Here is an 18588-nt window from a genome sequence, read left to right on the forward strand (position 1 = left end):
GCCTGACCAATTACGAGAATCCTATGCAACTCTCCTCCCTCACCGCTGTATCTCCGGTTGATGGCCGTTACGGCAGTAAGACCGCCAGCCTGCGCAGTATTTTCAGTGAATACGGGCTCATCCGCTTCCGCGTTCAGGTTGAGGTCCGCTGGCTCCAGTGTCTGGCTGCACACCCGGGTGTGCCCGAGGTAGGCCCCTTCTCCGAACAGGCTAATCAATTGCTGGACCGCCTGGTGGATGACTTCCAGCTTGAGCACGCCGAGCGCATAAAGGAAATCGAACGCACCACCAATCATGATGTAAAAGCGGTGGAGTATTTGCTAAAGGAACAGGTTAAGAATCTTCCGGAACTCCAGGAAATAAATGAATTTATTCATTTTGCCTGCACCTCCGAAGACATCAACAATCTGTCCCATGCGCTGATGCTGCGCAGCGGTCGGGATGAGGTTTTGCTCCCACTGATGCGTCGTATTGCCGACGACATTCGCGGCTTGGCCAAACAGTACGCGGACGTTCCAATGCTTTCCCGCACCCACGGGCAACCAGCCTCGCCTACCACGCTGGGCAAAGAGCTGGCGAACGTTGTATATCGACTGGAACGGCAGATCAGCCAGGTCGAAGCCGTGCCGCTGCTGGGCAAGATCAACGGCGCAGTGGGTAACTATAATGCTCACCTGTCGGCCTATCCGCAGATCGATTGGGAAGCTAACGCTAAGAGCTTTATTGAGACGACTCTCGGTCTCACCTTCAACCCTTACACGACGCAGATCGAGCCGCACGACTACATCGCCGAGCTGTTCGACGCAGTGGCCCGCTTCAATACCATCCTCATCGATTTTGATCGTGATATCTGGGGCTATATTTCGCTCGGCTACTTCAAGCAGAAGACCGTTGCGGGCGAAATCGGATCGTCGACGATGCCGCACAAGGTCAATCCGATCGACTTTGAAAACTCCGAAGGAAATCTCGGAATCGCCAATGCCATTCTCCAGCATCTGGCAAGCAAGCTTCCGATCTCCCGGTGGCAGCGGGATCTGACTGATTCAACGGTACTGCGTAATTTGGGCGTGGGCTTCGCTCATGGCGTCATTGCCTACGAGTCGACTATCAAGGGAATCAGTAAGTTAGAGCTTAACGCTCAGAAGATAGCTGATGATCTCGACAACTGCTGGGAGGTGTTGGCCGAGCCCATCCAGACAGTGATGCGTCGATATGCCGTTCCGGATGCCTATGAGAAGTTGAAGGAGCTGACGCGCGGCAAAGGCATCACGCCGGACGCGCTACAACAATTCGTAGAGGCTCTGGAAATACCCGCTGCGGCCAAGCAGGAACTCAAGGCGCTCACGCCTGCTTCCTACATAGGTAACGCGGTGGATCAGGCGAAGCGCATCTGAGCCCCTCCAGGCGTTAGCCCTTCCCGCGTTTCCTATACGCCCGGCGCCCCCGGGCGTTTTAAGTTACAGGTATTGAACATGGCATCCCCCGATCACGCTTCACCTCTTGGCAATATCTCCATCGAAACATTTTTGCGTGACTACTGGCAGAAAAAACCGTTGCTTATACGTCAGGCCTTTGCTGATTTCGAGAATCCGCTGTCCGCTGATGAGCTTGCCGGCCTGTCGCTTGAAGAGGAAGTTGAGTCGCGTATCGTCCTTGAACATGGGGAGCGCCCCTGGGAGCTACGCCGTGGCCCGTTTACCGAGGACGACTACCGCACCCTTCCCGAAAAGGACTGGACCCTGCTGGTACAGGCGGTCGACCAGTTCGTCCCGGACGTAGCCGACCTGATGAAAGCGTTCAGTTTCCTGCCTAGCTGGAGGCTGGACGACGTCATGATCAGCTATGCCTCGCCCGGTGGCAGTGTTGGGCCGCATTACGATAACTACGACGTGTTCCTGCTGCAGGGACAAGGGCACCGGCGCTGGAAGCTGGATCAACGTTGCGACGCTGAGAGCGCCCTTCTCGACAACCCCGACCTCAAGATCCTGCGCGAATTTGAGCAGCAGGAAGAATGGGTGCTGGCCCCCGGAGATATGCTTTATATCCCGCCAGGTCTGGCGCATTACGGTATCGCCGAAGACGAATGCATGACCTATTCAATCGGCTTCCGCGCACCCAGTCACCACGAAGTACTGGTGCATTACACGGATTTCCTCGGCCAGCATCTGAGTGAGCAACAACGTTACAGCGACGCCGGCCAACAGGCCCCGGCCAATCCGGCCGAAATCGATGACGCTGCGGTGGACCGTCTGCGCGAGATTCTGCTTGAAGCGGCCAATGACAGAACCGCCCTGGCGATATGGTTTGGTCGTTTCATGACCGAGCCGCGGTACCCAGAACTGCTTCAGCCGGCTGCACAGGACCCTGGTGAGCTGACGCAAGTGTTGAGCCAGGGTTACGGCCTGGTTCGCAATCCTAGCGCCCGCCTCGCCTACCGTGTCGAAGTTGACCAGCTGGTGCTCTTCGCCAGCGGCGAGCATTGCGTGCTGCCTGCTTCCCTGTTGCCGCTGGTTCAACTAGTCTGCAATGAGGACTACCTGGACGCCGAGCGCCTGCTCCAGTGGCAGGCCGACGCTGAAGGTTGGATGTTAGTAGAACAACTGCTCAACAAAGGAGACCTCCTGCTGGAGGGGGATGATGAGGAATGACGTCACCATTGAGGTAGTCGACTGGCTCAGCTGTGAATCGCTGCGGGATATTCGGCGCGCTGTGTTCATCGATGAACAATGCATTCCAGCCGATGAAGAATGGGACGCCGACGATGCCATATCGGTGCATTTCCTGTTGTGCGCAAAGGGCGAGCCAGCCGGCACCGCACGCCTGCTGCCTGATGGCCATATCGGCCGCGTAGCGGTTATGCGGGACTGGCGCGGCACCGGGCTTGGCAAGGTGCTTATGCTGGCAGTGATGGATCATGCCCGCGGCGTCGGGATGGACATACTGAAGCTGTCAGCCCAGACCTACGCACTGGACTTCTACAGGGGGCTGGGTTTTGTGGTCGAGTCTGGTGAGTATCTCGAGGCGGGCATCCCCCATCACCGCATGATCTGGCGTAGTGAAAACGACGCGGCAGACGAGATGGCGCCGATCGAGTTCACTTCTCCAGGACGCTTCGCGATTCACAACCCGCCCGAACCGGCGCGTCCCGTCATGGAACATCCCCAGCCGCAGCGCCTGGGCGTTGAGCCGGAGCTGGTGGCTGTTGACCAACAGAACGCGCTTGAGCATGCCTGTAACCTCGCCTTGCAGGCGCGTCGCAGTCTGACTATCTACGCGATTGATCAAGCAATGTGGCTTTTCAATCAGCGCGCATTCATAGAAAGCTGTAAACCACTGATCAGCAGCAACCCCAAAGCGCGCATTCGGGTTCTGGTGCAAAATGTCAGCAAGAATTTGCTTGGCGGACACAGTATCGTTGGGCTGATGCATCGTTTCCCCAGTTATTGCGAAGTCCGGAAACAACATCCGGACCTGGCGCCGGACCCACGGGTTTTCCTGCTGGCCGACGATGCAGGAATCCTGCTGCTACCCAGGGCCGTTAAGCGCGACGGATTTGCCCGCTATAACAGTCGCGACCAGGTAAAGCGCCACGGCGACCTGTTCGACGAGCCGTGGTCGAGCAGTCAGAGCGACCCCGCCCTTCGCAGATTCCTCTTATGAAGCAATGTGGACGTTTCCTGCGCGGCAGTACGCTCCTGCTATGGCTGGCCGCTTCGGCTGTTATTGCGGCACCGACTACCGAAGTCATCCCGCTCAATTATGGCCTGGCAGAATCGCTTATCCCGGTGATACAGCCAATGTTGCAAGACGACGAACGCCTTTCCGCCTATGGCAGCCAGCTGATCGTGCGTGCCGAACCCGAACGAATCGACGATATTCGCAGCCTCATCGCGGATCTTGACCGCAAACCCGCACGCCTGAAAATAAGTGTAGCAAGCAATACGAACGTCACCGGTCAGAGCCGCGGGCACCGCATCGATGGGCGGTTTGGTTCAGAAACAGGGAGCGTTGTGATTGGCAATCCTGGCGAACACAACCGTGGGCGAATCATACGACGGGAAACGCACAGCGCAGCAGACGGTGTGCGGCAGATTACCGCTAACGAGGGGTACCCTGTCCTTATCCAGAGCGGTCACAGCGTACCGCTTTCGACACGATCCATGGATGCATACGGACAGATCGTCGAGCAAACCCATTATCGCGATGTTACGCAAGGCTTCTATGCAACGGTTCGCCTGAACGGCGATATGGCAACGATCAGTCTTGATGCAAACGATGACCGGATAAACCGCAATGATAACCAGCGTATCGACATACGGCACACCAATACGCAGATCACTGCCCGGCTGGGCGAATGGGTGACGGTAGGTGCGTTAGGGGACGCCGAAACAGCAGAGAGCCGCGATATCGGCTGGCGCACAACTACCCGGCAAGAGGATTCGGGCAGTATTCGACTCATGGTTGAACGTCTCGATTGAACTTTTTCGCAACCCTGTAGTGCAACAAAATAATCACTACATGCAAGTTGACTTATCCTCTGGCAAGTCGCATCATTGCCCCGCTCCCGCTAGCCAGGACCCTGCGAAGGGTTCCCGATCGGCTCCGATACCAAAGGGCCGATGCGTGTCTTAACAGCCCACAAGGCATTTTGACGAGGTTGCGACTGGAACGAAGTTGTCCTGAGGGACGGGGAAGCGATTTAAACGTATCAGCCTGAATGACGGAACCACCACGCTGCAAGGTCAAGCAACTGCCTGGCTGTATACGCAGACGTACGTCATCCATCTGTTCGTCACCCCCCTCCTCCGCGCTGCCTTCATTCCGATTGCTTCTTCGTTATTGCTCCAGCTGTTCAGACTGTCGCCCATGGCGGGTTCAGGTCGACAAATCGTGCAGAACCAAACGCAAACTTTGAAGGATTGACCATGTCAGCTTACCAAAACGAGATCAAGGCTATTGCCGCGGTAACAGAAGCCGCAGGTAGCACCTGGGCCGCCATCAACCCGGAATACGCTGCTCGCATGCGCCTCCAGAACCGCTTCAAAACCGGTCTGGACATCGCCAAGTACACCGCCGCCATCATGCGCAAAGACATGGCCGAGTACGACGCCGATACCAACGCCTACACCCAGTCTCTGGGCTGCTGGCACGGCTTCATCGGTCAGCAGAAGCTGATCTCCATCAAGAAGCATCTGAAGACTACCAACAAGCGCTACCTCTACCTGTCCGGCTGGATGGTTGCCGCACTGCGCTCTGACTTTGGTCCGCTGCCTGACCAGTCCATGCACGAGAAGACTTCTGTTTCCGGTCTGATCGAAGAGCTTTACACATTCCTGCGTCAAGCTGACGCGCGCGAACTGGACCTCCTGTTCACCGCGCTGGACGACGCCCGTAGCGCTGGCGACAAGGCCAAAGAAGCTGAAATCCAGGCCAAGATCGACAACTTCGAAACGCACGTTGTCCCGATCATCGCCGACATCGACGCTGGTTTCGGTAACCCGGAAGCCACTTACCTGCTGGCCAAGAAAATGATCGAAGCCGGTGCTTGCTGTATCCAGATCGAGAACCAGGTTTCTGACGAGAAGCAGTGCGGTCACCAGGATGGCAAGGTAACCGTTCCGCATTCCGACTTCCTGGCCAAGATCAATGCCGTACGTTACGCATTCCTTGAGCTCGGCGTTGACGACGGCGTGATCGTTGCCCGTACCGACTCCCTGGGCGCCGGCCTGACCAAAGCCATCGCCGTCACCAACGAGCCAGGCGACCTGGGCGACCAGTACAACAGCTTCCTGGACGGTGATTACATCGAAAGCGCTGACGACATCCAGAACGGCGATGTAGTCATCAAGGCCAACGGCAAGCTGCTCAAGCCCAAGCGCCTGGCTTCCGGCCTGTTCCAGTTCCGCAAGGACACTGGTGTTGACCGCGTAGTACTGGACTGCATCACCAGTCTGCAGAACGGCGCTGACCTGCTGTGGATCGAGACCGAGAAGCCTCACGTTGGTCAGATCGCCGACATGGTTAACCGTATCCGCGAAGTCGTACCGAACGCCAAGCTGGTTTACAACAACAGCCCGTCGTTCAACTGGACGCTGAACTTCCGCCAGCAGGTATTCGATGCCATGCAGGAAGAAGGCAAAGACGTGTCTGCCTACGATCGCACCAAGCTGATGAGCGTCGAGTACGACGAAACCGAACTGGCCAAGCTGGCTGATGAGAAGATCCGTACCTTCCAGAAGGATGCTTCACGCGAAGCAGGTATCTTCCACCACCTGATCACCCTGCCGACTTACCACACTGCCGCCCTGTCTACCGACAACCTGGCAAAAGGGTACTTCGCAGACGAAGGCATGCTGGCCTACGTCAAGGGCGTTCAGCGTCAGGAAATCCGTCAGGGCATCGCCTGCGTCAAGCACCAGAACATGGCTGGCTCGGACATCGGCGACAACCACAAAGAATACTTTGCTGGTGAAGCTGCACTGAAGGCTGGCGGTAAAGACAACACCATGAACCAGTTCTAAGACTGTTCGTCGGGCTCAGGCCCGGGTGTAGGAAGGCCACCTTCGGGTGGCCTTTTTTGTAGCTGTATTGTGACCGTCTGGTCGCGTACAATGCGTGCGCTTTCCTCCACTCCTCCCCTGTCGACTCGTTCCGTCGTCATGGGCGATCGCAGCGCAAGGTTGAATATGTCCCGCTTGATACTCCATTTCCCCGAGCAACAGTTCTATTTCACTACTCAGTTGACCGTCAGGATCACCGACATCAACGCCGGCAAGCATCTGGCAAACGACTCCATGATCTCGATGATTTCCGAAGCGCGTGCTCGCTTTCTATATCAATTCGGCATCGAAGAAGTGGGCGAGAACGAAGTCGGAATCATCGTTACCGATCTGGCAACGACTTACCGGACAGCGGCCTTTGCCAGGGATACACTGATTTTCGAAGTGGGTCTGATGGACCTGAACAAGTACGGCGGCGATATTATCTTTCGTATTACCAAGGCACGTAATGGCGAGCTTGTTGCCCTGGCAAAATCGGGCTTCGTTTTTTACCATTTTGCTGCGTCGAAAGTGATGCCCATGCCTGAAGACTTCCGCATGCGCTTCCCCGGCGTCAACTGTTTACCCGATTACGCATAAAAAAACCCGGTCAAATGACCGGGTTTTTTATTGGCAAGCTCGCTATTAACGAACTTCAACCTCTGCTTCTACGTCTGCTTCAACGCGGCGGTTCATCGCGCGACCTTCAGCAGTTTCGTTGTCCGCGATCGGGCTGGATTCGCCGTGACCGACCGAATCGATACGATTACCGTCAACGCCTTCGTCGATCAGAGCCTGACGTACGGACGCTGCACGACGCTGTGACAGGTCCTGGTTGTACTGCTCAGTGCCTACAGAGTCAGTGTGACCTTCAACAGTAGTGGTTACTGAAGGATAGGTGTTCATGAACTCAGCAAGGCTCTGGATATCCTGACGGAACTCAGGACGGATAGTCGCTTCGTCGAAGTCAAACTTGACGTCGAGCTCAACGCGAACGTTCTGCATTTCCGGTTCTGGCGCAGGCGCCGGAGCTGGAGCAGGTGCTGGAGCCGGAGCTGGCTCGGCAGCAGGCTGTGACGCACCACCGAAGTTCAGGCCCAGGCCAACGCCAGCCATCCACTCGGTGTTATCGTGGTCCAGGCCATGCATGACGTCGACACCGGCGCGAACGAAGAAGTTCTCGTTCAAATAGTTCTTAACACCGGCACCTGCCAGCAACATGCTGGTTTTGTCGCGGCTGCCTGTACCAACCTGATCTAATTCCTGGTGAGCAACACCACCGGACAGATAAGGACGTACTGCGCCCTGGCCGAAGTGGTAGATGGCCTCAAGGTGAGTCATGCGGCCGTCGATGTCGTCACCTTCGAAACCGGCTGCTTCACTTTCCAGGCTCTTGTAAACGCCGTGGCCGAGGTTCAACGAGACGTTGTCGCTCACAAAGTAACCGAGGCTACCACCGACCAGAGTACCGTCATCCAGATCATGGATGCTGTCGGTGAAGTAACGCTTGGCAAATGCTTCCGCCTCAACAGAGCCGGCGCTCTGAGCCATAACTGGCATTGTGGAGGCAGCTACTACGGCGCCAACAACGATACCTACAGTGTTTTTCAATCTCATCTTTGAATCCCCGTTTAATCCATTCGGACGTTAGGTTTGCGCAATCTCGGCAAAACACAGGCGTGAGTATACAGACAACGCCACATCATCATAGGGCGAGTTTCAAAGGGGCATTACGACGTGCTTACGGAGCTTTTCCAATGCACGCTTGTAACGCATCTTTGTCGCACTTAGTCCCATATACATGATGTCGGCAATCTCCTGAAATTCAAGCTCTGCCACAAAGCGTAGCACAAGAATTTCGCGATCAACCGGGTTCACATGAACCAGCCAGCGGTCCAGGCCACCACTACCTGCGAGAGGCTCGGGTTCTTCCTGAGCTTCCTCCTGAGAGTCCAGACTTAGCGCATCGAAGAGTCGCTTTTTACGCTTCTCTTTTCGATACTGTGTGATGCACTCATTGTATGTAATGCTATAAAGCCATGTCTTGAATTTTGCCTTGCCTTCAAACTGTTTCAGGCCATGTAACACTTTTAGCATTACCTCCTGACAGACATCATCAGCATCCCTTTCGTTCCCCAAATATCGCGCACAAACGTTAAAAAGTGTTCTTTGATAGCGCCTCATGAGTTCTTCATAAGCCACTGTCGTGTGAAGCAATTCACGTTTCGCGCGCACGACCAGCTCCTCGTCCGAAAGGTCGGCAGGAGTATATCGGCTGCTTGATGGGCCAGAATCGTTCAAAACGAGGGGATCGCTAAGTGGGTTGATGTACACGCTAGATGGTTATCGGGAGACCCGTTCGTTCAGCAGAACACGGTTGGATAGCGAGACTACCGCCCCGCTATCATCGACCAGAGACGTCTTTACAGTGCCGATCTCGTCAATCACACCCTCAACGTCTCCGACCCGGATGCGATCACCCACTTGGTAGAGTTCACGTACATAGACACCCGCAATGATTTGACCAACCACCTGTTGGCTGCCCAGGCCCAGCGCCAATGCAGCTGCGAGGCCGAAGGAGACCAGCACAATGGCAATCACGGTGTTGAGCAAGCCGGTTTCAATCTGCAGCTGACCGATCGCCAGAGAAACGGTGATGATGACCAGCAGTCCCTGGGCGAAACGCCCCAGCCCTCCCGCGTAATCAACACCGATGCTTTCAGCGGCGCCGCGTACGACGCCACTCACCAGGTGCGACAGCAGCAGACCCGCCAGTAGTATCAGCGCGGCGCCGAACACTTTAGGCAAATACAGTGCGAACGCATCAAGCGTCGAAGAAACCCGGGCTAGACCCAGCGTCTCGGCAGCAGACACAACGAATGTCAGAACGATAAACCAGTAGACTATCTTGCCCACAACAGAAGAAACCGGCGACGATATCCCTATCCTTCCGAGCAGCTTGGTGACCCCGGCACCTGTCATCAAACGGTCCAATCCCAGCTTGGCAAGCCCCTTGCTCAACAATGCGTCAACCAGTTTGGCTATAACGAAACCAAGCAACACGATCAGCAGCGAGGCGATCAGGTCGGGAACAAAGGAAGCAATTTTGCTCCAGAGGGTGGTCATCGCTGCTACGAAGCTTTGCCTCCAGGTATCAAATTCCATGATTTACTCGCTCGCTTGTTTGGAGGAATCGTTACTACGTCGTACCGGGCGCCCGTGCTGAATACCTTTGTTTATCCCTTCGGTGAGTACCCAGCCCCATCGGGCAAAAAGACTCAGCAAATCGAATATGCCGCCGTGTATATGCGCCTTATGCAGCACCCGTTCGAGTCGCTCGTTGTCGGAGCTGACTGGACGCTGATGTTCGGCATCACGCATGAGGTTGCGTAACTGATTTTCAAAGGGATCGTCCACGGTAGTGACCTCGCATCAATGGATAGCCGGAAACCCTCAAGCCCGGAAGGTTTCTTGAAAAGCTGTTCGCTGCCGCCACCGCCTGAGTACATCGGCTGCAGCCAACACGCTATGCAAAGACGCTCGACATCCGAACGGTGTCACCATTCGGATGTCGGTCCCGCAGTTGGGTTTCAGCACAGATTCGCAGGTCAGGCAGGCATTTTCAGTTCGGTCGGGGAAACAATGATCCCGTTGTTATCCGCATACACATATTCACCGGGACGGAAGGTCACGCCGCCGAAGGTAACCGTTACATTCAGGTCGCCTATTCCGCGTTTGTCGGTTTTCATGGGATGGCTGGCGAGCGCCTGAATCCCCAGTGGCGTCTGAACCAGAACGTCAACATCGCGTACGCAGCCGTAAACAATGATGCCTTCCCAGCCATTACGAGCGGCCTTTTCAGCGAGCATATCGCCAAGTAAGGCGCGACGAAGCGACCCGCCACCGTCTACGACCATTACCTTGCCGGTTCCGTCCTGATCAACCTGCTCCTTCACAACGGAGTTGTCTTCAAAACATTTAACCGTAACGATCTCACCGCCGAATGAATCATGGCCGCCGAAATTGCTGAACATCGGCTCGACGACGGCAACGTCTGGATAGGCGTCACACAAATCCGGAGTTATATAGTGCATGGAGTCTCCTTGAGTCATATCAGGCGTTCTGTTCCGCCAGGAAGAACCAGGTGTCCATCACCGAATCGGGATTCAGCGACATGGTTTCTATACCTTGATCCATCAGCCAACGTGCAAGATCAGGGTGGTCAGACGGACCTTGACCGCAAATACCGATGTACTTGCCGGCCGAAGTGCAGGCTGAGATCGCCATGGCCAGAAGCTTTTTCACCGCTGCGTTACGCTCGTCGAACAAGTGAGCGATGATCCCCGAATCCCGGTCCAGGCCGAGTGTCAGCTGAGTAAGATCGTTGGAGCCGATGGAGAATCCGTCAAAATGCTCGAGGAACTCTTCGGCCAGCAGAGCGTTCGCTGGCAGCTCGCACATCATGATCAGCCGCAAGCCGTTTTCGCCGCGCTTCAGGCCGTTTTCGCCGAGCAGCTCAACCACCTGTTTGGCTTCACCTACAGTGCGAACGAACGGCACCATAATCTCGACGTTGGTCAGGCCCATTACATCGCGAACCTGCTTCATTGCACGGCATTCGAGTTCGAAGCAATCGCGGAATGAGTCGCTGATGTAACGCGATGCCCCACGGAAACCCAGCATGGGGTTCTCTTCTTCAGGCTCGTACAAGCGGCCGCCGATCAGGTTGGCGTATTCATTGGATTTGAAATCGGACAGCCGGACGATGACCTTCTTTGGCCAGAACGCGGCAGCCAGGGTGCTGACACCTTCAACCAGTTTCTCAACATAGAAGTCGACCGGATCGGAGTAACCGGCAATCCGCTTCTCGACACTGTCCTTCACGTCGCTTGGCAGGCTGGCAAAATTGAGCAGGGCCTTGGGGTGAACGCCGATCATCCGGTTGATGATGAATTCCAGGCGCGCAAGACCAACACCTGCATTAGGCAGGTTGGCGAAATCGAATGCACGATCGGGGTTGCCGACATTCATCATGATCTTGAAGGGTAGCTGAGGCATCGCGTCGACACTGTTGGTGCGTACATCGAAGGACAACTCGCCGTCATAGATCAGCCCCGTGTCACCTTCGGCACAGGATACGGTTACGTTTTGCCCGTCCTTCAGCTCGGTGGTTGCGTTTCCGCAGCCAACCACCGCCGGGATACCCAGTTCACGCGCGATAATCGCCGCGTGGCAGGTGCGCCCGCCTCGATTGGTGATGATGGCGCTGGCGCGCTTCATCACAGGCTCCCAGTCCGGATCCGTCATGTCGGATACCAGCACGTCTCCGGGCATAACCTTGTCCATCTGCGAGATGTGGTCAACGATCTTGACCGGGCCCGAACCGATACGCTGACCGATCGCGCGGCCTTCAACCAGTATCTTGCCCTTCTCCTTGAGCAGATAGCGCTCCATCACGTTGCCGCTGGCACGACTCTTCACTGTCTCAGGACGGGCCTGAACGATGTATAGCTTGTTATCGTCACCGTCTTTCGCCCATTCGATATCCATGGGCCGTTCGTAATGCTTTTCGATAATCAGCGCCTGGCGAGCCAGGTCAATGACTTCTTCATCGCTAAGGCAGAAGCGCGAGCGATCAGCATTGTCGACTTCCACGGTCTTGACGGAGCGACCCGCGCTCGCCACTTCGCCGTAGACCATCTTGATCGCTTTGCTACCCAGATTGCGGCGCAGAATCGGCGGTCGCCCCGCTTCAAGGGTAGGCTTGTGCACATAGAATTCGTCGGGGTTCACTGCGCCCTGTACGACTGTTTCGCCGAGGCCGTAGGCGCCGGTAATGAAAACAACGTCACGGAATCCGGATTCGGTATCCAGGGTGAACATCACCCCCGCAGTGCCGGTTTCCGAGCGCACCATGCGCTGAACACCAGCAGACAAGGCGACCAATTTGTGATCAAAGCCCTGATGCACCCGGTAAGCGATAGCGCGGTCGTTGAACAACGAGGCGAAAACTTCCTTGGCCGCACGGATAACGTTATCGACACCGCGGATATTGAGGAAGGTTTCCTGCTGCCCGGCAAAGGAAGCGTCTGGAAGGTCTTCTGCTGTGGCGGAAGAGCGGACCGCAACGGCAAGATTATCATTGCCCTCAGACAGTTCGGCAAAGGCCGTGCGGATGGCCGCATCGAGTGGTTCAGGAAACTCTGCTTCCATGACCCACTGGCGAATCTGTGCGCCTGTCTGGGCCAGAGCATTAACATCATCTACATCCAGTGCGTCCAGGGCGGCGTGAATACGCTCGTTCAGACCACTTTGCTCCAGAAAGTCGCGGTATGCATCTGCTGTGGTAGCGAAACCGCCCGGGACAGACACGCCGGCGTGGGCCAGGTTGCTGATCATTTCCCCAAGCGAGGCGTTTTTGCCGCCGACGCGTTCAACGTCTCCCGCACCCAGTTGTTCGAAGGACACTACGTACTCTAACAAGGTGATCTCTCCGTAATTCCATTGAATTGAGCGATACGCAAAGGGCCGACCATCTGGCCTGCATGTAACAAATGCGCCACAATGCCGCTAATGAACCTCAGGTTTCTATCGGGGTTTCTATATTGCTATACCCAATTGCTACACCCAGCCAACACAGCTTTTAAGGCCAAGCGCATGAAACGCACCGCTTTCTTTATTTCAGATGGCACTGGCATAACCGCCGAAACCCTTGGCCAGAGCCTGCTCTCTCAATTCGAGAACATCAGTTTCACCAAGTTGCTGCGTCCGTATGTGGACACCATCGAAAAAGCGCACGACATGGTACAACAAATCAATGCAGCTGCCGAGCGGGATGGCGCGCGGCCAATCATCTTCGACACGGTCGTGAATCGCGAGATCCGCGAGCAGTTGTCCCGCTCAAACGGCTACATGATCGATATATTTGCGACCTTCCTTGCCCCGCTTGAAATGGAGCTTGGCGACGGATCGTCCTACTCGGTTGGTAAATCCCATTCGATTCAGCACAACGGTCATTACAAGGACCGAATCGATGCCGTGCACTTCGCCATGGACAACGATGACGGTGCCCGGACTCAACATTATGATGAAGCCGATCTGATTGTCGTGGGCGTATCGCGTTGCGGCAAGACGCCTTCCTGCCTTTATATGGCACTCAAATATGGCATTCGTGCGGCAAACTATCCGCTGACCGAAGACGACATGGAGCGCTTGCAGCTCCCCGCTTCGTTGCGTCCTTATAAGCACAAGCTGTTTGGCCTGACCATTGATCCGGAGCGACTCTCCAGTATCCGCAATGAACGACGCCCGAATAGCCGTTACGCAAGCTTCGCGCAATGTGAATTTGAAGTACGCGAAGTTGAAAATCTGTTTCGCAAGGAAAACATCAACTACATCAATTCGACCCACTTCTCGGTCGAAGAGATCTCAGCCAAGATCCTTGTACACATGGGTATCGAGCGTCGTCTCAAATAACGCGATCAAGGCTGCATCAATGTTCCCATGACGAGGGCATATGTTGACGCAGCCAGTCCACCAGCGCTGTCACCTTCTTCGGTGCCTTACCGAAACTGTACAGCAGATTTATAGGTTGTTCCGCGGGGCTCCAGCCCTCCAGGCAGCGGACCAGACTACCCGGATGCGCACGCTCATATTTCTCCGCATACCATTCAGGAAGTATCCCGACGCCCTGCCCGCGCACCAGGCAGTCAGCCTGCAGAACCAGACTGTCTGACTTCAATCTCGACGGTGGTGGCGTGAACTGAAACGCGCCCTGGTTCGGGCTGTGCAAATGGACAGGGCCGCCTGCGCCGCACAGCACATCGACCCAAGGGCAGGTTGGAAGCTGTTCGGGATGCGTCGGCAATCCATGGGTTTTGGCAAATTCAGGACTGGCATAGAGCCCAGAGATCCATCGCCCGAGAGGTTCGTTGCGTAGTCCCGCGAAGCTGTCTCCTCCAAGCCACAGCCACAGGTCGCCTACGGTATGGTCGGATTGTTCGGGCCGCAGGCTGGTTACGGACAATTCCAGCGTAACGCCAGCGTGTGTCTCGAGAAACCCGTCAAGAACAGTGGGCAACCAGCCTCTTTCGAACGCGTTGTGCACCCGCAAAACCAGGGGACCGCTGATCTCTTCTTTAAGGTCGTCCAGCAGATCCTGGCTCTGCACGGCCAGATCAAGAAGCTGGCGGCAGTAGTTATAAAACAGTTTGCCCGCTTCGGTGGGCAACATCCGGTTCGACTGGCGAAGCAACAAACGTTGACCGACTCTCGTCTCAAGCTGGCTGATCCGGCGACTCAAGGTAGATTTGGGTAGTCCCAGACTCACCGAAACCTGGGTCAGCCCTCCTTGCTCAACCACCGCAGCAAAAACGGTCAATTCGTTAAAGTCGTGCATGACCATACTCGGAAACAGCCCCTGTTATAGATAATACGCGTCGCTGAGACCGGCCATGTAAATCTCAAAGCCGCTCCGCTGACACCGGGTAGAGGGTTCAATTTTTCAGCGAATGTGAACTCATGTCAATTAAGACTGATTATCGTTATATCGCAAATGCATAAGCGGATTCCATATCCATCATTAAGCTATTGTTTTGCCGGCAGTTTCCTAACGATTATAGCGATGTTTCGTTTTCTTCAATGGTGTATTCCATTTCTTGGACTGGAATTTCGATGCCAATGCTTCTAGAGTGCACCACTGTTTGAGAATCATTATCGTTCGCCACAGAAGCCATCGGCAAACGTCCACAGGAGTTATAAATGCTGTCGAATCCCCGCTCGCATGCACTTCCCTTCGCATTGGCCAGTTCTGTCGTAATGCTTTCCAGTAGCATCGCGATGGCCAATGAAAACGCTGTGAGGTTGTCTGATACCGTTGTTACCGCTTCAGGTTTCGAGCAGAAAATCACTGAAGCGCCGGCGAGTATCAGTGTGATCAGTAATGAAGATCTGCAGGGCAAGCGTTACGCCAATCTGGCGCAGGCTCTGGAGGATGTCGAGGGGATTGATGTGCGCCAGAGTACCGGTAAAACGGGTGGCCTGAACATAAGCATTCGAGGCCTCCCAAGCGAGTACTCCTTGATCCTGATAGACGGGCGCAGGCAAAACAGTCCTGGCGACGTCGCGCCGAACGGTTTTGGCGACACATCCACCAGTTTCATGCCGCCCATGTCTGCGATCGAACGCATCGAGGTGATTCGAGGGCCGATGTCTACCCTGTATGGCTCTGATGCCATGGGCGGGGTAATAAACATCATTACCAAGCGGGTCGCGGACGAATGGGGAACTTCAGTTAGCCTTGATCACACCTTTCAGGAAAACCGGGATTACGGCGATGCTAGCAAGACTAGTTTCTATACCAGTGGCCCGCTGATCGATGGGGTACTCGGGCTCGCGGTGCGCGGCAGTCTGTATGATCGCAGCGCGTCAGACCTGATGTTTGATAACGATTCCGAAGTAACCAAGCGCGGCGCGTCCCCGGTAGAAGGACGCAACTACAATATTGGCGGCCGGCTGAGTCTCACTCCGGTTGAAAATCATGATCTCTATCTCGACGTGGAACGTGGTCGCCAGGTTTACAACAACGACGAGTGTCAATTGGGTACCCTGGACGGCTTCGATCGAAACTGTGCGGAAGATCCCGGTTCGGCCAGTGGTTATCAGGACGAGCAGCGATTCGAGCGGGAACAGCTTGCGCTAGGTCATACGGCTCGTTTCGGATTCGGCACGCTGGATAGCAGCCTGACACGAAATGCTACCGAAACGATTGGGCGCACCATCCCCAGTGCCGAGGTAGACGGGGTGGACTACCTGATTGGTGAAGCGCATCCGACTCTGCCGCATGCCCCGATCATTGGTTCCGACCGGGAGCTAGAGAGCACCGACCTGGTATTTGATACCAAGTTGGTTGTCCCGGTCGGACTATCACACCTCACCACAGTAGGTGGGCAATATCGCGATGCAGAGATGACCGACGGCATCGCTAACGAGGATTTTGAACAGAAATCCTGGGCGTTGTTCGCCGAGAATGAGTGGCGTATCCGCGACGATCTGGCGCTAACGCTTGGGGCCCGATACGAAGACCACGAAGCCTTTGGTGGGAACGTCAGCCCGCGCGCCTACCTGGTCTGGAATACCAGTGATAACTGGACACTGAAAGGCGGTGTGAGCAAAGGCTACCGAACGCCCGATCTCAATGATCTGCATGACGGGATCAATGGGATTACCAGCCAGGGTGACACGCTCACCATTGGTAGTCCGGACCTGGAACCTGAAGAAAGCACTAATAGCGAGTTCGGCGTTTATTACGACAATCTCGCCGGCTTCAATGCCAACGCCACCATCTTCCACAATGACTTCAAGGAGAAGATCTCGGATGGCAACGCCGTATATATCAGTGGCAACCCTCTAATCCCCGAGGGCTTCTATGACCAACTGATAAATATTGGAGAGGCCACCACCCAGGGGGTTGAGTTGGCCGCGAGTTGGCAGTTCGCGCCACGCTGGCGTCTGGCCGGTAATTACACCTACAACGATAGCGAACAAAAGAGCGGTCCCGATAAAGGTGAACCTCTGACCAATACACCTGAGCATATGCTCAACGCCAGTATTCATTGGGATGCTACGCAGCGCCTTGGACTTTGGTTCAAAGGTGAATACCGCAGTGAGCGGGCGCGCTATACCCAGCGCTATGCGAACCTGGAACCTGACGACCAGGCATTGCAAAGGCAGGTCGGCGACACCGAGGCCTATGAAGTATTTCACTTGGGCGGTTCGTACCGCGCCTCCGAAAACGTGACGCTGAATGCGACAATTTACAACGTTTTCGATAAGGATTTTCTCAAGGGTAACTACTATACGGATAGCGAAGGCGATACCCAGTGGGCGTCCAGCTATGCTCACATCTCGCGAGGCATGGCGAGCGCTGGAAGCATTGAAGAAGGCCGCCGACTCTGGCTATCGGCTACGATGGAGTTCTAAAGCCAAGTAAAGAACAAACGACCGGGCCGAGTGCCCGGTTTTTTGTTGTCGGGGTTTTCCCGTCGGTTGCAGCCAAATCCCTTGCGATCGTTCTGTTGCGCTATCGCTTCTTTCCAGGTGCCGATGCTGGAAGACTCCTTTCCGGCATAGTCACGCTGGTGGCAACACACCGGAACAACACTTGATTCAGGAACGTTCGTCGGACCAGCAGTGTCAGAACTTTAACCGTCGAGTTTACGACGGATCACTTTTCTGACTGACCTAAAGGAGCGTGACGATGGATCTGGTTCGCTTGATTTGCGCAATTTTGCTTCCCCCGCTAGGCGTTTTTCTGCAAGTCGGCCTAGGCGGCGCGTTCTGGCTGAACATATTGCTGACCCTGCTCGGTTACATCCCAGGAATCATTCACGCAGTGTGGATTATTGCGCGTCGCTAGTCAGGTAATACATTGCCGCGTCGCCAGTGTTATAACTGGCGGTTCCGCGTTATAACACTGTTCGGCATGTACCCTCCCTCTGTTTAATGCTGAGGCACGATTCATCGGATAAACGGTTAATTCTTATCGTCCTTTTCGCATTGCGAGGCGCGCCGACTAACCGTACTCTTGGGCCTCTTGATAGGAGATACCCCATGACGCGATTGCTTGCTTCCCTTGTGCTGATATCCGGCTTGGCCCATGCCGGCGACCCAATGACGATAGATGTGCATAGAGATCCTAATTGCGGGTGTTGCTCGGCCTGGATTGAACATCTTGAGGGAAACGGGTTTACCGTTAACGACCACCTAGAAGACGATATGCGTAGCGTCAAACAAGAAGCTGGCGTGCCGGCTGAGCTGGCCTCATGCCACACGGCGATAATTGATGGGCGCTTTATCGAAGGGCACGTACCGGCAGCTGACATTCTGGCGCTGAGCGACAAACCCGATGTGGTGGGACTTGCCGTCCCGGGCATGCCTGTAGGCTCACCGGGCATGGAAATGGGCGACAGACAGGACGCTTACAAGGTCATCGCTGTGAACGACGAGGGTGAGCAAAAGGTTTTCAACACATACCCCTGAGTAATAAATC

General features: G+C 55.3%; 17 protein-coding genes. 10 read left to right on the forward strand and 7 right to left on the reverse strand.

Translation table 11 applies throughout. The annotated features are described in order from the left end of the window. Nucleotides 1-23: 23 nt before the first annotated feature. The 6 genes from purB (at nucleotide 24) to HG264_RS05065 (ending at nucleotide 7139) form a co-directional block, all read left to right on the forward strand. On the forward strand, nucleotides 24-1394 hold the full coding sequence (purB, locus tag HG264_RS05040) for an adenylosuccinate lyase (protein ID WP_169406631.1): 1371 nt from the start codon (nucleotides 24-26) through the stop codon (nucleotides 1392-1394). A 78-nt stretch (nucleotides 1395-1472) separates the two neighbouring features. Then, nucleotides 1473-2648, forward strand: coding sequence for a cupin domain-containing protein (locus tag HG264_RS05045; protein WP_169406632.1), 1176 nt, complete (start codon nucleotides 1473-1475; stop codon nucleotides 2646-2648). Next, on the forward strand, nucleotides 2635-3660 hold the full coding sequence (locus HG264_RS18690; RefSeq protein WP_169406633.1) for a GNAT family N-acetyltransferase: 1026 nt from the start codon (nucleotides 2635-2637) through the stop codon (nucleotides 3658-3660). Before HG264_RS05045 ends, HG264_RS18690 begins: the two co-directional genes overlap by 14 nt. After that, the gene (locus HG264_RS05055) at nucleotides 3657-4478 is read left to right on the forward strand and encodes a secretin N-terminal domain-containing protein (RefSeq protein WP_169406634.1); all 822 of its coding nucleotides are present in this window, start codon (nucleotides 3657-3659) and stop codon (nucleotides 4476-4478) included. Before HG264_RS18690 ends, HG264_RS05055 begins: the two co-directional genes overlap by 4 nt. A gap of 447 nt (nucleotides 4479-4925) precedes the next feature. Then, nucleotides 4926-6521, forward strand: coding sequence for an isocitrate lyase (locus tag HG264_RS05060; RefSeq protein WP_169406635.1), 1596 nt, complete (start codon nucleotides 4926-4928; stop codon nucleotides 6519-6521). Between the two features lie 165 nt (nucleotides 6522-6686). Further along, nucleotides 6687-7139, forward strand: coding sequence for a thioesterase family protein (locus HG264_RS05065; protein ID WP_169406636.1), 453 nt, complete (start codon nucleotides 6687-6689; stop codon nucleotides 7137-7139). Nucleotides 7140-7184: 45 nt separating this feature from the next. On the opposite strand, the gene HG264_RS05070 is transcribed toward HG264_RS05065, so the two are convergent. The 6 genes from HG264_RS05070 to ppsA all read right to left on the reverse strand — a co-directional run bounded on the left by HG264_RS05070 (nucleotide 7185) and on the right by ppsA (nucleotide 13022). After that, complete coding sequence (locus HG264_RS05070) at nucleotides 7185-8156, reverse strand: OmpA family protein (protein WP_169406637.1); 972 nt, start codon at nucleotides 8154-8156, stop codon at nucleotides 7185-7187. 102 nt (nucleotides 8157-8258) lie between these two features. Continuing rightward, complete coding sequence (gene sigX / locus HG264_RS05075) at nucleotides 8259-8840, reverse strand: RNA polymerase sigma factor SigX (RefSeq protein WP_169406638.1); 582 nt, start codon at nucleotides 8838-8840, stop codon at nucleotides 8259-8261. Nucleotides 8841-8882: 42 nt separating this feature from the next. Continuing rightward, nucleotides 8883-9704, reverse strand: coding sequence for a mechanosensitive ion channel domain-containing protein (locus HG264_RS05080; protein WP_169406639.1), 822 nt, complete (start codon nucleotides 9702-9704; stop codon nucleotides 8883-8885). Between the two features lie 3 nt (nucleotides 9705-9707). Continuing rightward, nucleotides 9708-9956, reverse strand: coding sequence for a CrfX protein (locus HG264_RS05085; protein WP_169406640.1), 249 nt, complete (start codon nucleotides 9954-9956; stop codon nucleotides 9708-9710). Nucleotides 9957-10147: 191 nt separating this feature from the next. Next, nucleotides 10148-10633, reverse strand: a complete 486-nt coding sequence (gene rraA, locus HG264_RS05090) for a ribonuclease E activity regulator RraA (RefSeq protein WP_169406641.1) — start codon at nucleotides 10631-10633, stop codon at nucleotides 10148-10150. A 19-nt stretch (nucleotides 10634-10652) separates the two neighbouring features. After that, on the reverse strand, nucleotides 10653-13022 hold the full coding sequence (gene ppsA, locus HG264_RS05095) for a phosphoenolpyruvate synthase (RefSeq protein ID WP_169406642.1): 2370 nt from the start codon (nucleotides 13020-13022) through the stop codon (nucleotides 10653-10655). Between the two features lie 174 nt (nucleotides 13023-13196). On the opposite strand from ppsA, the gene HG264_RS05100 reads away from it, so the two are divergent. After that, a complete protein-coding gene (locus tag HG264_RS05100) occupies nucleotides 13197-14015 on the forward strand; it encodes a pyruvate, water dikinase regulatory protein (RefSeq protein WP_169406643.1) in 819 nt (272 codons plus the stop codon). A gap of 16 nt (nucleotides 14016-14031) precedes the next feature. On the opposite strand, the gene HG264_RS05105 is transcribed toward HG264_RS05100, so the two are convergent. Further along, nucleotides 14032-14937, reverse strand: a complete 906-nt coding sequence (locus HG264_RS05105; RefSeq protein ID WP_169406644.1) for a LysR family transcriptional regulator — start codon at nucleotides 14935-14937, stop codon at nucleotides 14032-14034. Nucleotides 14938-15299: 362 nt separating this feature from the next. Between HG264_RS05105 and HG264_RS05110 the strand changes: the two genes are divergently transcribed. From HG264_RS05110 to HG264_RS05120, 3 genes are all read left to right on the forward strand, one after another. Then, nucleotides 15300-17519, forward strand: a complete 2220-nt coding sequence (locus HG264_RS05110; RefSeq protein WP_169406645.1) for a TonB-dependent receptor domain-containing protein — start codon at nucleotides 15300-15302, stop codon at nucleotides 17517-17519. Between the two features lie 277 nt (nucleotides 17520-17796). After that, nucleotides 17797-17955 (forward strand): YqaE/Pmp3 family membrane protein, encoded by a 159-nt coding sequence (locus HG264_RS05115; protein ID WP_150301571.1) that lies wholly within the window; start codon nucleotides 17797-17799, stop codon nucleotides 17953-17955. A gap of 194 nt (nucleotides 17956-18149) precedes the next feature. Further along, complete coding sequence (locus tag HG264_RS05120; RefSeq protein WP_169406646.1) at nucleotides 18150-18578, forward strand: DUF411 domain-containing protein; 429 nt, start codon at nucleotides 18150-18152, stop codon at nucleotides 18576-18578. Nucleotides 18579-18588: the final 10 nt, after the last annotated feature.

The sequence above is a fragment of the Pseudomonas sp. gcc21 genome, from assembly GCF_012844345.1.
Lineage (GTDB): Bacteria > Pseudomonadota > Gammaproteobacteria > Pseudomonadales > Pseudomonadaceae > Halopseudomonas.